12 protein-coding genes are annotated in these 14,127 nt (G+C 67.1%); 1 reads left to right on the forward strand and 11 read right to left on the reverse strand.

Annotated elements, in window-relative coordinates; genetic code table 11:
• Positions 1-25: 25 nt before the first annotated feature.
• The 10 genes from rplW to GRC12_RS03925 all read right to left on the reverse strand — a co-directional run bounded on the left by rplW (position 26) and on the right by GRC12_RS03925 (position 9,284).
• Positions 26-445 (reverse strand): 50S ribosomal protein L23, encoded by a 420-nt coding sequence (gene rplW / locus GRC12_RS03880; protein ID WP_208777381.1) that lies wholly within the window; start codon positions 443-445, stop codon positions 26-28.
• On the reverse strand, positions 445-1,101 hold the full coding sequence (gene rplD / locus GRC12_RS03885) for a 50S ribosomal protein L4 (protein WP_208777382.1): 657 nt from the start codon (positions 1,099-1,101) through the stop codon (positions 445-447). Before rplD ends, rplW begins: the two co-directional genes overlap by 1 nt.
• A gap of 8 nt (positions 1,102-1,109) precedes the next feature.
• On the reverse strand, positions 1,110-1,754 hold the full coding sequence (gene rplC, locus GRC12_RS03890; RefSeq protein ID WP_208777383.1) for a 50S ribosomal protein L3: 645 nt from the start codon (positions 1,752-1,754) through the stop codon (positions 1,110-1,112).
• A gap of 17 nt (positions 1,755-1,771) precedes the next feature.
• Positions 1,772-2,080, reverse strand: a complete 309-nt coding sequence (gene rpsJ / locus GRC12_RS03895; protein WP_003948644.1) for a 30S ribosomal protein S10 — start codon at positions 2,078-2,080, stop codon at positions 1,772-1,774.
• Positions 2,081-2,622: 542 nt separating this feature from the next.
• A complete protein-coding gene (locus GRC12_RS03900) occupies positions 2,623-3,765 on the reverse strand; it encodes an acyltransferase family protein (RefSeq protein ID WP_208777384.1) in 1,143 nt (380 codons plus the stop codon).
• 274 nt (positions 3,766-4,039) lie between these two features.
• On the reverse strand, positions 4,040-5,233 hold the full coding sequence (gene tuf, locus GRC12_RS03905) for an elongation factor Tu (protein ID WP_133043296.1): 1,194 nt from the start codon (positions 5,231-5,233) through the stop codon (positions 4,040-4,042).
• Between the two features lie 170 nt (positions 5,234-5,403).
• Positions 5,404-7,530, reverse strand: a complete 2,127-nt coding sequence (gene fusA, locus GRC12_RS03910) for an elongation factor G (protein ID WP_208777385.1) — start codon at positions 7,528-7,530, stop codon at positions 5,404-5,406.
• A 39-nt stretch (positions 7,531-7,569) separates the two neighbouring features.
• Positions 7,570-8,040 carry a 30S ribosomal protein S7 gene (rpsG, locus tag GRC12_RS03915; RefSeq protein ID WP_003998848.1) on the reverse strand — a complete coding sequence of 157 codons (471 nt, stop codon included), beginning with the start codon at positions 8,038-8,040 and terminating at the stop codon, positions 7,570-7,572.
• A 2-nt stretch (positions 8,041-8,042) separates the two neighbouring features.
• The gene (gene rpsL / locus GRC12_RS03920; protein WP_003948652.1) at positions 8,043-8,414 is read right to left on the reverse strand and encodes a 30S ribosomal protein S12; all 372 of its coding nucleotides are present in this window, start codon (positions 8,412-8,414) and stop codon (positions 8,043-8,045) included.
• Positions 8,415-8,729: 315 nt separating this feature from the next.
• Positions 8,730-9,284, reverse strand: coding sequence for a DUF1707 and DUF4190 domain-containing protein (locus GRC12_RS03925; RefSeq protein WP_439959866.1), 555 nt, complete (start codon positions 9,282-9,284; stop codon positions 8,730-8,732).
• A gap of 417 nt (positions 9,285-9,701) precedes the next feature.
• On the opposite strand from GRC12_RS03925, the gene GRC12_RS03930 reads away from it, so the two are divergent.
• Positions 9,702-10,028 carry a hypothetical protein gene (locus GRC12_RS03930; protein WP_208777387.1) on the forward strand — a complete coding sequence of 109 codons (327 nt, stop codon included), beginning with the start codon at positions 9,702-9,704 and terminating at the stop codon, positions 10,026-10,028.
• Positions 10,029-10,210: 182 nt separating this feature from the next.
• On the opposite strand, the gene GRC12_RS03935 is transcribed toward GRC12_RS03930, so the two are convergent.
• Positions 10,211-14,110 carry a DNA-directed RNA polymerase subunit beta' gene (locus tag GRC12_RS03935; protein ID WP_208777388.1) on the reverse strand — a complete coding sequence of 1,300 codons (3,900 nt, stop codon included), beginning with the start codon at positions 14,108-14,110 and terminating at the stop codon, positions 10,211-10,213.
• Positions 14,111-14,127: the final 17 nt, after the last annotated feature.

Consider the following 14,127-nt stretch of genomic DNA (forward strand, 5'->3'; position numbering starts at 1 on the left):
TCCGATATCGGACGATCCGACCCGCTTACGCGGTCGGACCGCCGAAGATGTCGATACGGTCGCCCTCGGCGAGGGTCACGATCGCGCGCTTGGTGGCCACACGCTGGCCGAAGCCGGTGCGGGTCCGCTTGCGCTTGCCGATGCGGTTGATCGTGTTGACCCCGGTGACCTTGACCGAGAAGACCGCCTGGACGGCCTGCTTGATCTGGGTCTTGTTGGCGTTCGGGTCGACGATGAACGTGTACTTGTTCTCGTCCAGGAGCGCGTAGCTCTTCTCCGACACGACCGGCTTGAGCAGCACGTCACGGGGGTCCGTGTACGACTTGCTCAGCGGCGTGACGACGGTGTTCTTGCCCTCGGCTGCGTGGCGACGCGCCTTGGCGACGCGAGCGGCCTTGGCCTTCTTCGCGGCCTTGGAGGCAATGGCGGGGTGACGGATGGCCATCAGACCTCGCTCCCTTCGGTGTCATTGGCCTTCGGGCCGGACACGAAGGACTCGAAGGCGGCCTGGGTGAAGACCACGTCGTCGGAGACGAGAACGTCGTACGTGTTCAGCTGGCCCGGCTCCAGGATGTGGACCTGGGGCAGGTTGCGGGCGGACAGCCACGCGGCCTCGTCGGCGCGCTCGACGACCAGGAGCAGGTTCTTGCGCTCCGAGATCTTGCCGAACAGCGTCCGGGCGGCCTTCGTCGAGGGGCTGTCGCCCTCGATGACGCCGGAGACGACGTGGATGCGGTTGTGGCGGGCCCGGTCGGTGAGGGCGTGACGCAGGGCCGCGGCCTTCATCTTCTTCGGGGTCCGCTGCGAGTAGTCGCGCGGCACGGGACCGTGCACGACGCCACCGCCGGCGAACTGCGGCGCGCGGGTCGAGCCCTGACGGGCGCGGCCGGTGCCCTTCTGGCGGTACGGCTTCTTGCCGCCACCGCGAACCTCGCCACGGGTCTTGGTCTTGTGCGTGCCCTGACGGGCAGCGGCCAGCTGCGCGACGACGACCTGGTGGATCAGCGGGATGCTGACCTTCTCAACGCCGAAGATCTCCGCGGGGAGCTCGACGGAACCGGCCTTGTCGCCAGCCGGCGAAAGGATGTCAACAGTGCTCATCGGTTACCTCAGGCCCCCTTGGCCGCGGTGCGGACCAGGACGAGGCCGCCGTTCGGACCGGGAACCGCGCCCTTGATGAGCAGCAGACCCTTCTCCGCGTCAACGGCGTGGACGGTCAGGTTCTGGGTGGTGACCCGCTCGTTGCCCATACGACCCGCCATGCGGAGGCCCTTGAACACACGGCCCGGGGTGGCGCAGCCACCGATGGAACCGGGAGAGCGGTGCTTGCGCTGCGTGCCGTGACCGGCGCCGAGGCCACCGAAGTTGTGGCGCTTCATGACACCGGCGAAGCCCTTGCCCTTGCTCTTGCCAGTGACGTCGACCTTCACGCCGGCCTCGAACACCTCGGCGGTGATCTCCTGGCCGAGGGTGTACTCGGCGGCGTCCGCGGTGCGGATCTCGACGAGGTGGCGGCGCGGGGTGACGTCGGCCTTGGCGAAGTGGCCCTTGAGGGGCTTGTTCACCTTGCGCGGGTCGATCTCGCCGAAGGCGATCTGGACCGACTCGTAGCCGTCGCTGTCGTTCGTACGCACCTGGGTGACGACGTTGGGGCCGGCCTTGACGACGGTGACCGGAACAACACGGTTGTTCTCGTCCCACACCTGCGTCATGCCGAGCTTCTCGCCCAGGATGCCCTTGATCTGCTTGGTCATTCTCAGCTCACCGGCCCTCAGAGCTTGATCTCGATGTCGACACCGGCCGGGAGGTCGAGTCGCATCAGAGAGTCAACGGTCTTGGGCGTCGGGTCGAGGATGTCGATCAGGCGCTTGTGCGTGCGCATCTCGAAGTGCTCGCGCGAGTCCTTGTACTTGTGCGGCGACTTGATGACGCAGTACACGTTCTTCTCAGTGGGCAGCGGCACCGGGCCCGCGACCGACGCACCAGTACGGGTCACCGTCTCGACGATCTTCTTCGCCGAGGAGTCGATGACCTCGTGGTCGTAGGCCTTGAGCCGGATGCGGATCTTCTGTCCCGCCATGGCTACTCAGTAGTCCTGTCTCTCTACAGCTCTGGAACCCGGTGTTCCCTTGACTTCCTCCGACCCACGCGGTCGGGCGTGTCGCGCTTTCACTGACACAGATGTCCCTTGTTCGAACATCCCTTGCCTGGGAAAGAGGTTCACCGGGTGCCTGGCCAGTGCCGCACCACACTTCCCGGAAGATTCCCGTACGTCCGCCCCAGTGCTGCCATCAGGCAGTTAGGACGACGAGTACTGTGGGACTCGCTTCCGGTCCCCCCGGCGGGAGGCGCGCAGCATCAACACTCGACCGAGCAACTCCGACAGTCTGCCATATGGGGCAGGGGCCTGGCCAATCGAGCCGGAGACAATACCCCGAGAGTGACGCAGGTCAAACACGAGCACCCGTCAGCCGCCGTCGGCGGGCGGGATGCCCCCTGGTGTCGCTCCCCCGCCCACGAGCCCAGGTGATGCGTTGCCCGTCCCGGCTGCCGTCGTCGCCCCCGAAGTAAAGGGCTGTCGGTCGGCGTCGTGCCCCGGCGCGTGGGGGGGCTGCCGCGTCGTCAGGACGCCGCGTTGCGCAGTCGGGCGAACGACGTCTCCAGGCCCCGTTTCAGCAGGCGGGCCACCGGTGCCTCCACGAAGCGGTGGACCAGCCAGCTCAGGAGCAGGAAGCCGGTGATGACGGCGGCGACCAGGAGGCGGGCGTCCATCGTGTCCTTCAGGCGGTTGATGACCGTCGTACCGGCGGCGTAGTGCATCAGGTACAGGGGGTACGTCAGGCTGCCGGCCGTCACCAGCCACTTCCAGCGGATGCGGTCCGTCGCGCCGAGCGCGATCGCCACCATGACGAGCAGGAACACGGTGTAGATCAGCAGCGCCCCGCGCCAGCTGGAGACGTGCTCGACGGTGTCGATCCGTTTGCCGAGCTCCCGCTGCCCCATCAGCCAGGACATCGCGAGGATGCCCCACAGCAGCAGGTCCTGACCGAAGCGGTACATCAGGTACAGGGCGAGGCCGGCGATGAAGTACCAGGCGCCGTCGGGGTTCGCGACCAGGGTGAGGAGCCTGAAGTCCGCCACCGGCGTCAGCATCGCCGCCGCGCCCCAGACGCAGCAGAAGACGACGACCTTGCGGTACGTCAGCCCGGTCGCGACCACGAGCAGGAAGAGCAGGTAGAAACGGAGCTCGGACCACAGGGTCCAGTACACGCCGTCGACGTTGCCCACGTTCGAACCGGCCTGCAGCATCGTGAAGTTGAGCAGCACGTCCCGTGCCCGCATCCGGTCCCAGACGCCGGGCAGCAGCACCAGGACGGCGGTGGTGAAGGCTATGGCGAACCAGTACGCGGGGTAGAGCCGTATGACCCGGGAGACGAAGAACTGGCGCGGGCTGCGGCCCCAGCAGGACATGCAGATCACGAAGCCGCTGATGACGAAGAAGATCTCGACGCCGATCCAGCCGTAGGACGCGACGTGGAACACCGTCGGCATGATGTCGGACACCGGCCGGTCCCAGATGGCGTTGCCCGGCTGGTTCACCCGCCAGGTGCCGGCGTAGTGGTGCGCGGCGACCATCAGCGCGGCCGCCAGCCGGATGCCGTCGATGGCGTAGAGCCGCGGGCGTTCCCGGCGCGGCGGGTCGGCAGGACGGGGCACCCGCACCACGCGCAGCTGCTGCGTCGGCCGGTCGGCCATCACGGACATGCACGTCCCCCTGTCTGCCTGCTTCTGCCGGTCCACGCTAGGACGTCACAAGAACCCCACAGAGAACAGAGGCGAACAATCGGGGCACCGGCGGCCGGGAGTTGGTCCAACTCTCGACGACATGTCCCGCAAGGTTTGCCGAGACTTCACCGGGCGACCATCGCTCAACCATCCCCGGGGCACGCACCCCGGGCGAACGAAAGGATCCGGGCAAGCGAAAGGGCCCGTACGACCGAAGTCGTACGGGCCCTTCCAGAGGCCTAGCGGCTCAGAGTCACTTGGTGATCTTGGTGACCTGGCCGGCGCCGACCGTCCGGCCACCCTCACGGATGGCGAACTTCAGGCCCTCTTCCATGGCGATGGGCTGGATGAGCTCCACCTTCATCTCGGTGTTGTCACCCGGCATGACCATCTCGGTGCCCTCGGGGAGGGTCACCACGCCGGTCACATCCGTCGTACGGAAGTAGAACTGCGGACGGTAGTTGTTGAAGAACGGCGTGTGACGGCCACCCTCGTCCTTGGACAGGATGTACGCCTGCGCCTCGAACTCGGTGTGCGGGGTGACCGAGCCCGGCTTGATGATGACCTGGCCGCGCTCGACGTCCTCGCGCTTGATGCCGCGGAGCAGCAGACCGACGTTCTCACCGGCCTGGCCCTCGTCGAGCAGCTTGCGGAACATCTCGATGCCGGTGACCGTGGTGGTGGTCTTCTCGTTCTTGATGCCGATGATGTCCACGGTCTCGTTGACCTTCAGGACACCACGCTCGATACGGCCGGTGACGACCGTACCGCGACCGGTGATCGTGAAGACGTCCTCGATCGGCATCAGGAACGGCTTGTCGACGTCGCGCTCCGGCTCCGGGATCGCGGTGTCGACGGCGGCCATCAGGTCCAGGACCGACTGGCCCCACTCCTTGTCGCCCTCGAGCGCCTTGAGCGCGGAGACCTTGACGACCGGAACGTCGTCGCCCGGGAACTCGTACTCGGAGAGCAGCTCACGGACCTCGAGCTCGACGAGCTCCAGGATCTCCTCGTCGTCCACCATGTCGGCCTTGTTCAGGGCGACCACGATGTACGGAACGCCGACCTGGCGGGCCAGGAGCACGTGCTCCTTGGTCTGCGGCATCGGGCCGTCCGTGGCGGCGACAACGAGGATGGCGCCGTCCATCTGCGCCGCACCCGTGATCATGTTCTTGATGTAGTCCGCGTGACCGGGGCAGTCGACGTGGGCGTAGTGACGGGTCTCCGTCTGGTACTCGACGTGCGCGATGGAGATGGTGATACCGCGCTGGCGCTCTTCGGGAGCCTTGTCGATCTGGTCGAACGCCGAGGCCTCGTTCAGGTCCGGGAACGCGTCGTGCAGCACCTTGGTAATGGCGGCCGTGAGGGTCGTCTTACCGTGGTCGATGTGACCGATGGTGCCGATGTTGACGTGCGGCTTAGTCCGCTCGAACTTCGCCTTCGCCACTGGGGTCCTCCTGTGGAGTGGTTCTGTACGCCTTACTTCATCGGCGCCAGGTGATCTTTGCTGTCAGTGCCCGGGCCCCGGGGCATTCCCCCACGATCGGGGAGGAATGCCCCGGCAGGCTCCGGAGTCAAGCCTACGGCGTATGAACGCGGTGCGTTAACGCGGTGCGTTTACTCGCCCTTGGCCTTCGCGATGATCTCCTCGGCGACGTTCCGCGGAACCTCGGCGTAGGAGTCGAACTGCATGGAGTAGCTGGCCCGGCCGGACGTCTTGCTGCGCAGGTCGCCGACGTAACCGAACATCTCCGAGAGGGGCACGAGGCCCTTCACGACGCGGGCACCGGCCCGCTCCTCCATGGCCTGGATCTGGCCACGGCGGGAGTTGATGTCGCCGATGACCTCACCCATGTAGTCCTCGGGCGTGGTGACCTCGACGGCCATCATCGGCTCGAGCAGCACGGGGCTGGCCTTGCGCGCGGCCTCCTTGAAGGCCTGCGAACCGGCGATCTTGAAGGCCAGCTCCGAGGAGTCGACCTCGTGGTAGGCACCGTCGTGCAGGATCACACGGACACCGGTCATCTCGTAACCGGCGAGGATGCCGAACTGCATGGCCTCCTGCGCACCCGCGTCCACCGAGGGGATGTACTCCTTGGGGATGCGGCCACCGGTCACCTTGTTGATGAACTCGTACGAGGCGTCGCCGCCCTCGATCGGCTCGATGCCGATCTGGACCTTGGCGAACTGACCCGTACCACCGGTCTGCTTCTTGTGCGTGTAGTCGACGCGCTCGACGGCCTTGCGGATCGTCTCGCGGTAGGCCACCTGCGGCTTGCCGACGTTGGCCTCGACCTTGAACTCACGGCGCATACGGTCGACCAGCACCTCGAGGTGCAGCTCGCCCATACCACCGATGATGGTCTGGCCGGTCTCCTCGTCCGAGTGCACCTGGAAGGACGGGTCCTCCTCGGCCAGGCGCTGGATCGCGACGCCCAGCTTCTCCTGGTCGCCCTTCGACTTGGGCTCGATGGCGACCTGGATGACCGGCGCCGGGAAGTCCATGGACTCCAGGATCACCGGGGCCTTGTCGTCGCACAGCGTCTCACCGGTCGTGGTCTGCTTCAGACCCATGACGGCGATGATGTCGCCGGCGCCCACCGAGTCGATCTCCTCACGCTTGTTCGCGTGCATGCGGTAGATCTTGCCGATGCGCTCCTTCTTGCCCTTGACGGAGTTCAGCACCGAGGTGCCGGACTCCAGGCGGCCCGAGTAGACCCGGACGAAGGTGAGCTTGCCGAGGTGCGGGTCGCTCATGATCTTGAAGGCGAGGGCCGACAGCGGCTCGTCCTCGGACGGCTTGCGCTTGACCACGACCTCCGGGTCCTTCACGTCGTGGCCCTCGATGGCCTCGACGTCCAGGGGGGAGGGGAGGTAGCGCACGACCGCGTCGAGCAGGGGCTGGACGCCCTTGTTCTTGAACGCGGTCCCGCAGAACACCGGGGTGACCGTGGTGTCCTTGGACTTGCCGGACGCGATGGTGATACGACGGATCGCGGCGTACAGCTGCTCCTCGGTGGGCTCGACGCCCTCGAGGTACAGCTCCATGATCTCCTCGTCGTTCTCGGCCACGGCCTCCAGCAGCTTGCCGCGGTACTCCTCGGCAGCCTCGGCGTGCGTGTCCGGGATGTCGACGACGTCGTACATCTCGCCCTTGGTGGCCTCGGCGGACCAGACGAGCGCCTTCATGCGGACCAGGTCCACGACGCCCTTGAAGTCGGCCTCGGCACCGATCGGGAGCTGCATGACGATCGGCTGAGCGCCCAGGCGGTCCGAGATCATGTCCACGCAGCGGTGGAACTCGGCGCCCGTGCGGTCGAGCTTGTTGACGAAGCAGATACGCGGAACGCCGTAGCGGTCCGCCTGACGCCACACCGTCTCGGACTGGGGCTCGACGCCGGCGACGCCGTCGAACACCGTCACGGCACCGTCGAGCACACGCAGCGAACGCTCCACCTCGACGGTGAAGTCGACGTGGCCCGGCGTGTCGATGATGTTGATGGTGTGGTCGACGTCTTCCAGCGGCCAGTGACAGGTGGTGGCAGCAGAGGTGATCGTGATGCCACGCTCCTGCTCCTGCTCCATCCAGTCCATGGTGGCAGCGCCGTCGTGGACCTCACCGATCTTGTAGGACACACCGGTGTAGAACAGGATCCGCTCGGTGGTGGTCGTCTTGCCCGCGTCGATGTGAGCCATGATCCCGATGTTGCGGACCTTGGCCAGGTCAAGTGAAGTGGTAGCCATAAGGCTTCAGTCTTCTCTCGGTCTCGATGTGGGTAGCGACTACCAGCGGTAGTGCGCGAAGGCCTTGTTGGACTCGGCCATCTTGTGCGTGTCCTCGCGCTTCTTGACGGCCGCACCGAGGCCGTTCGAAGCGTCGAGAAGCTCGTTGAGCAGACGCTCGGTCATGGTCTTCTCGCGACGGGCGCGGGAGTAACCGACCAGCCAGCGCAGCGCCAGGGTGTTGGCGCGGCCGGGCTTGACCTCGACCGGCACCTGGTAGGTGGCGCCACCGACACGGCGGGACTTGACCTCGAGGGTCGGCTTGATGTTCTCGAGAGCGCGCTTGAGGGTGATGACCGGGTCGTTGCCGGTCTTCTCGCGCAGGCCCTCCATGGCGCCGTAAACGATCCGCTCGGCAGTCGAGCGCTTGCCGTTCAGCAGCACCTTGTTGATCAGGGAGGTCACCAGAGGAGAACCGTAGACCGGGTCGATGATGACCGGGCGCTTCGGGGCGGGGCCCTTACGAGGCATTCTTACTTCTCCTTCTTGGCGCCGTAACGGCTGCGAGCCTGCTTGCGGTTCTTGACACCCTGGGTGTCGAGCGAGCCGCGGATGATCTTGTAGCGAACACCCGGCAGGTCCTTCACACGGCCGCCGCGCACGAGCACGATGGAGTGCTCCTGCAGGTTGTGTCCCTCACCCGGAATGTAGGCCGTGACCTCGATCCCGCTGGTCAGACGCACACGCGCGACCTTACGCAGGGCCGAGTTCGGCTTCTTCGGGGTGGTCGTGAACACACGCGTGCAGACGCCGCGACGCTGAGGGGAACCCTCGAGTGCGGGCGTCTTGTTCTTCTCGACCTTGTCCTGCCGGCCCTTGCGGACCAGCTGCTGGATCGTAGGCACTACTTCTCCGGTTTCTGTGTGCCGATGGGTACAGCTAACCTGGAACGTCGCCGACCCACGCGGTCGGGTGTGTCGAATCCGGCAGACTCCCGCCGCAAGGCAAAAGGGCACAGATTACGGTGGCCAGTAGCGGCTCGCTATGCGGTTGATGGCACGCACAAGAGCCAGGGCACACCCCAGGCACAAGGTCTGAGCGTACCTACCGCATTCGCTGCGGTCAAAACAAATGGGCCCCGCCCGCATCACCATGCGGAACATGTCAAGACCCTACGCCGTACGTGATCTTCGATTTCACGTCCCGGTCACGTGGAGACGCTAGCCGGAAGCGAGCGACACCGCGATGAGAAGGGTCAGCACCAGGGCCCATCCGGCGGTCGACAGCCAGCCCAGCACCAGCCCGGTCATGGCGAGCCCCTCACCCGTCTCGCCGGTCCGCTCGATCTCGGCGCGCGCGGTGTGGCCGAGGATCACCGCCGGGATCCCGGTGAGCCCCAGCGTCGGCACGCACAGCAGACCGCACACGGCGGCTCCCACGGCCTTCCCGTTCGTCTGCGGCCGCGCGGTGGGCAGGAACGTCCGCGGTACGGGCGGTACGGCCATCAGGGGCGCCGGCTGCGGTACGGGGCCCGTGGGCAGGTCGCCGACCAGCAGGGCCAGCTCCCCCACCGTCCGCGCCGCGTACGCCCGCGCCACCCGCTTCTCGAACTCGGAGTGCTCCAGCCGCCCCTCCCCGTACCCGGCTCTGAGCACGTCGACGGCACGCTCGCGGTCGGCGTGCGAGGCGAGCATGGAGGAGGTCGTGTGGGGCTGCCACGGCTGCGGGACACCTTGCCCCGACTGCCACGGCTGCCATGGAGTCGGTTGAGACACGGGCGCCTCCCCCCAAAAGCGAATGAACGCCTCCATCATCCTCCAACGCCCCGCTTTCGCCACGGGTTCCCACACAGCGGACCGACTTCCGGCCACCGGGGTCGTGCGTGACGCCGGGGCGGGGCGTTGCCGGGGTCCTCGTGTTCGGCCTGGTGCCGGTCGGCGACGGCATGGCCGCGCTGCTGATGTATCTGGCCCTGGTGGTGCCACCGGCGCTGACGGCCCGCCTGTTCGCCCGGAAGGGCGGAGCGGGCGGAGCGGTCCGGTCACGCGGCACCGCGAAGCCCGCCGTGGCCCGTGCGCCCCGGCGCACCCGCCCCACGTCCACCGAGGCGGCAGAGCTCGCCGTCACGTCGTACGGCGGAATGCCGCGCCTGCACCCCTACCGCCCCGGCCCCTCGGCCGACCAGGGTGCGCGTGCCCGCGCCGGGCGACGGCCCCGTTCTGCTCGTCTTCGAGTCCACCGGCCGGCACGGCGGCTTCTCGGTGTCCGAGGGCGGCGGCGACCCGAACCCCCGTCCGCGGGAGCTGTTCCGGGTCGCCCCCCAGGACGGGCGCCCGGTGTCCTGCCGGGTCCGCGTCCTGCTGCCCGCGCAGCGCGGCACGGAGCGGCTGCTGGACGTCTGGGCCATGGGCCCGTGGCGGCTGGCGCTGCGCCCGCCCGGCGAGGCCCGGCGACTGGAGACGGATCTGCCGCTCACGCGGAGCACGACGGCACGGGAGCGTTCGCGCTGCCCGAGGTGACCCGTACCCACCGCACGGGACGCCTCTGGCGAACGGCCACGGCCCGGCCCGCCTGTCCCTCGCCGTGCCGGAATCGCGCCGCGTCCTGCGCGTCGAGTCCACCGGCCGCTGGACCCCGCGCACGCCGAAGGGCGGCCACCCCTCCACGAGGTGACCGCCCTTCAGCTCAAGCGATCGCTCGCCTACTGGTTGTACGGACCGTAGTCGTAGTCCTCCAGCGGAACGGCCTGGCCGGAGCCCGTGCCGAACGGCGAGTAGTCGATGTCGTCGTAGCCGACGGCCGAGTACATCGCGGCCTTGGCCTCCTCGGTCGGCTCGACCCGGATGTTGCGGTAGCGGGACAGACCCGTACCGGCCGGGATGAGCTTACCGATGATGACGTTCTCCTTGAGGCCGATGAGCGAGTCGGACTTGGCGTTGATCGCCGCGTCCGTGAGGACTCGCGTCGTCTCCTGGAAGGACGCCGCCGACAGCCAGGACTCCGTGGCCAGCGAGGCCTTGGTGATACCCATGAGCTGCGGACGACCGGAGGCCGGGTGACCGCCCTCCTGGACCACACGACGGTTCTCGTGCTCGAACTTCGAGCGCTCGACCAGCTCACCGGGCAGCAGCTCGGCGTCGCCGGACTCGATGATCGTCACACGGCGCAGCATCTGCCGGATGATGATCTCGATGTGCTTGTCGTGGATCGACACACCCTGCGAGTTGTAGACCTTCTGGACCTCGCCGACCAGGTGGACCTGGACGGCACGCTGGCCCAGGATGCGCAGCACGTCGTGCGGGTTGGTGGCACCCACGGTGAGCTTCTGGCCCACCTCGACGTGCTCGCCCTCGCTGACCAGGAGCCGGGCACGCTTCGAGATCGGGTACGCCGTCTCGTCGCTGCCGTCGTCCGGGGTGATGACGATCTTCTTGGTCTTCTCCGTCTCCTCGATGCGAACGCGGCCGCTCGCCTCGGAGATGGGAGCCACACCCTTCGGGGTACGGGCCTCGAAGAGCTCGACGACACGCGGCAGACCCTGCGTGATGTCGTCACCGGCCACACCACCGGTGTGGAAGGTACGCATCGTCAGCTGGGTACCGGGCTCACCGATGGACTGGGCGGCGATGATGCCGACCGCCTCACCGATGTCGACCAGCTTGCCGGTGGCCAGCGAACGGCCGTAGCACATCGCGCAGGTGCCGACGGCGGACTCGCAGGTCAGGACCGAGCGGGTCTTGACCTCGGAGACACCGTGCTTGACCAGCTCGTCGATGAGCACGTCGCCCAGGTCGGTACCGGCCGGGGCCAGCACCTTGCCATCGACCACGATGTCCTCGGCGAGGCAGCGCGCGTACACGGACGTCTCGACGTTGTCCGCCTTGCGCAGCACGCCGTCCGCGCCGACCTCCGCGATGTGGAGCTTGAGGCCGCGGTCGGTGCCGCAGTCCTCCTCGCGGATGATGACGTCCTGGGAGACGTCGACCAGACGACGGGTCAGGTAACCCGAGTCGGCCGTACGCAGAGCGGTGTCCGCCAGACCCTTACGGGCACCGTGCGTGGAGATGAAGTACTCCAGCACGGACAGGCCCTCACGGAACGACGCCTTGATCGGACGCGGGATCGTCTCGTTCTTCGCGTTCGACACCAGACCACGCATACCGGCGATCTGACGCATCTGCATCATGTTGCCTCGTGCACCCGAGTTCACCATCATGAAGATCGGGTTGGTCTTCGGGAAGTTGTCGTTCATCGCCTCGGCGACCTCGTTGGTCGCCTTGGTCCAGATCGCGATGAGTTCCTGCGTGCGCTCGTCCTTGGTGATCAGACCGCGCTCGTACTGCTTCTGGACCTTCTCGTCCTGTGCCTCGTAGCCCTTGACGATCTCCTTCTTCGCCTCGGGAACGACGACGTCGGAGATGGCCACGGTGACACCGGAACGGGTCGCCCAGTAGAAGCCGGCCGCCTTCAGGTTGTCGAGCGTCGCCGCCACGATGACCTTGGGGTAGCGCTCGGCGAGGTCGTTGACGATCTCGGAGAGCTGCTTCTTGCCGACCTCGTAGTCGACGAACGGGTAGTCCTCGGGCAGCAGTTCGTTGAAGAGCGCACGGCCGAGCGTGGTCCTCAGACGGAAGCTGTCACCCTGCTGCCACTCCGGCTCGCCCTCCTCCTGCGCCGGCGGGGTCCAGCCGCGCGGCGGGATGGTGCCCACCGGGAAGCGGATGTCCACGCGCGACTGCAGCGAGAGCTCGCCCGCGTCGAACGCCATGATCGCCTCGGCCGCGGAGCCGAAGGAACGGCCCTCGCCCTTGACGTTGCGCATCTCGCCGTCGGTGGTGAGGAAGAACAGACCGAGGACCATGTCCTGGGTCGGCATCGTCACCGGACGGCCGTCGGCGGGCTTGAGGATGTTGTTCGAGGACAGCATCAGGATGCGGGCCTCGGCCTGCGCCTCCGCGGACAGCGGCAGGTGCACGGCCATCTGGTCACCGTCGAAGTCCGCGTTGAACGCGGTGCAGACGAGCGGGTGGATCTGGATGGCCTTGCCCTCGACCAGCTGCGGCTCGAAGGCCTGGATGCCGAGGCGGTGCAGGGTGGGGGCACGGTTGAGCAGCACCGGGTGCTCGGCGATGACCTCTTCGAGGACGTCGTACACGACGGTGCGGCCGCGCTCCACCATGCGCTTGGCGGACTTGATGTTCTGCGCGTGGTTCAGGTCGACCAGGCGCTTCATCACGAAGGGCTTGAACAGCTCCAGCGCCATCGCCTTCGGCAGACCGCACTGGTGCAGCTTCAGCTGCGGACCGACGACGATCACGGAACGCGCGGAGTAGTCCACACGCTTGCCGAGCAGGTTCTGACGGAAACGGCCCTGCTTGCCCTTCAGCATGTCGCTGAGGGACTTCAGCGGGCGGTTGCCGGGGCCGGTCACCGGACGGCCGCGACGACCGTTGTCGAAGAGGGCGTCAACGGCCTCCTGAAGCATGCGCTTCTCGTTGTTGACGATGATCTCGGGCGCGCCGAGGTCGAGGAGCCTCTTCAGACGGTTGTTGCGGTTGATCACACGGCGGTACAGGTCGTTCAGGTCGGAGGTCGCGAAGCGGCCACCGTCCAGCTGCACCATCGGGCGGAGGTCCGGCGGGATGACCGGGACGCAGTCCAGGACCATGCCCTTGGGGCTGTTGGAGGTCTGCAGGAAGGCAGACACGACCTTCAGCCGCTTCAGGGCGCGGGTCTTCTTCTGGCCCTTGCCGGTACGGATGATCTCGCGGAGCTTCTCGGCCTCCTCGTCGAGGTCGAAGGACTCCAGGCGCTTCTGCAGCGCCGCGGCACCCATCGAGCCGTCGAAGTAGGTGCCGAAGCGGTCGCGCAGCTCGCGGTAGAGCAGCTCGTCGCCCTCGAGGTCCTGGACCTTGAGGTTCTTGAACCGGGTCCACACCTCGTCGAGACGGTCGATCTCGCGCTGCGCACGGTCGCGCAGTTGCTTCATCTCACGCTCGGCACCCTCGCGCACCTTGCGGCGCACGTCGGCCTTGGCGCCCTCGGCCTCCAGCTCGGCCAGGTCGGACTCGAGCTTCTTGGCGCGGGCCTCCAGGTCGGCGTCCCGGCGGTTCTCGATCTGCTGCCGCTCGACCGAGACGTGCGCCTCCAGGGAGGGCAGGTCGCGGGTACGGCGCTCCTCGTCGACGTACGTGATCATGTACGCGGCGAAGTAGATGACCTTCTCGAGGTCCTTGGGCGCCAGGTCCAGCAGGTAGCCGAGGCGCGAGGGGACACCCTTGAAGTACCAGATGTGCGTGACGGGGGCGGCCAGCTCGATGTGGCCCATCCGCTCACGGCGCACCTTGGCGCGAGTGACCTCGACGCCGCAGCGCTCACAGATGATGCCCTTGAAGCGGACGCGCTTGTACTTGCCGCAGTAGCACTCCCAGTCCCGGGTCGGACCGAAGATCTTCTCGCAGAAGAGTCCGTCCTTCTCGGGCTTGAGGGTGCGGTAGTTGATGGTCTCGGGCTTCTTGACCTCGCCGTGGCTCCACTGACGGATGTCGTCAGCGGTGGCCAGGCCGATCCGGAGCTCGTCGAAGAAGTTGACGTCGAGCACTATGCGTCAATCCCTCT

Origin of the sequence: Streptomyces griseorubiginosus (assembly GCF_017614965.1) — a bacterium.
GTDB classification, from domain to species: domain Bacteria; phylum Actinomycetota; class Actinomycetes; order Streptomycetales; family Streptomycetaceae; genus Streptomyces; species Streptomyces griseorubiginosus_B.

What these genes read in the sequence shown, in the direction of transcription:
- rplW (WP_208777381.1), bottom strand. Translation starts at nt 445, where the DNA reads ATGGCCATCCGTCACCCCGCCATTGCCTCCAAGGCCGCGAAGAAGGCC.
- rplD (WP_208777382.1), bottom strand. Translation starts at nt 1,101, where the DNA reads ATGAGCACTGTTGACATCCTTTCGCCGGCTGGCGACAAGGCCGGTTCC.
- rplC (WP_208777383.1), bottom strand. Translation starts at nt 1,754, where the DNA reads ATGACCAAGCAGATCAAGGGCATCCTGGGCGAGAAGCTCGGCATGACG.
- rpsJ (WP_003948644.1), bottom strand. Translation starts at nt 2,080, where the DNA reads ATGGCGGGACAGAAGATCCGCATCCGGCTCAAGGCCTACGACCACGAG.
- GRC12_RS03900 (WP_208777384.1), bottom strand. Translation starts at nt 3,765, where the DNA reads ATGTCCGTGATGGCCGACCGGCCGACGCAGCAGCTGCGCGTGGTGCGG.
- fusA (WP_208777385.1), bottom strand. Translation starts at nt 7,530, where the DNA reads ATGGCTACCACTTCACTTGACCTGGCCAAGGTCCGCAACATCGGGATC.
- rpsG (WP_003998848.1), bottom strand. Translation starts at nt 8,040, where the DNA reads ATGCCTCGTAAGGGCCCCGCCCCGAAGCGCCCGGTCATCATCGACCCG.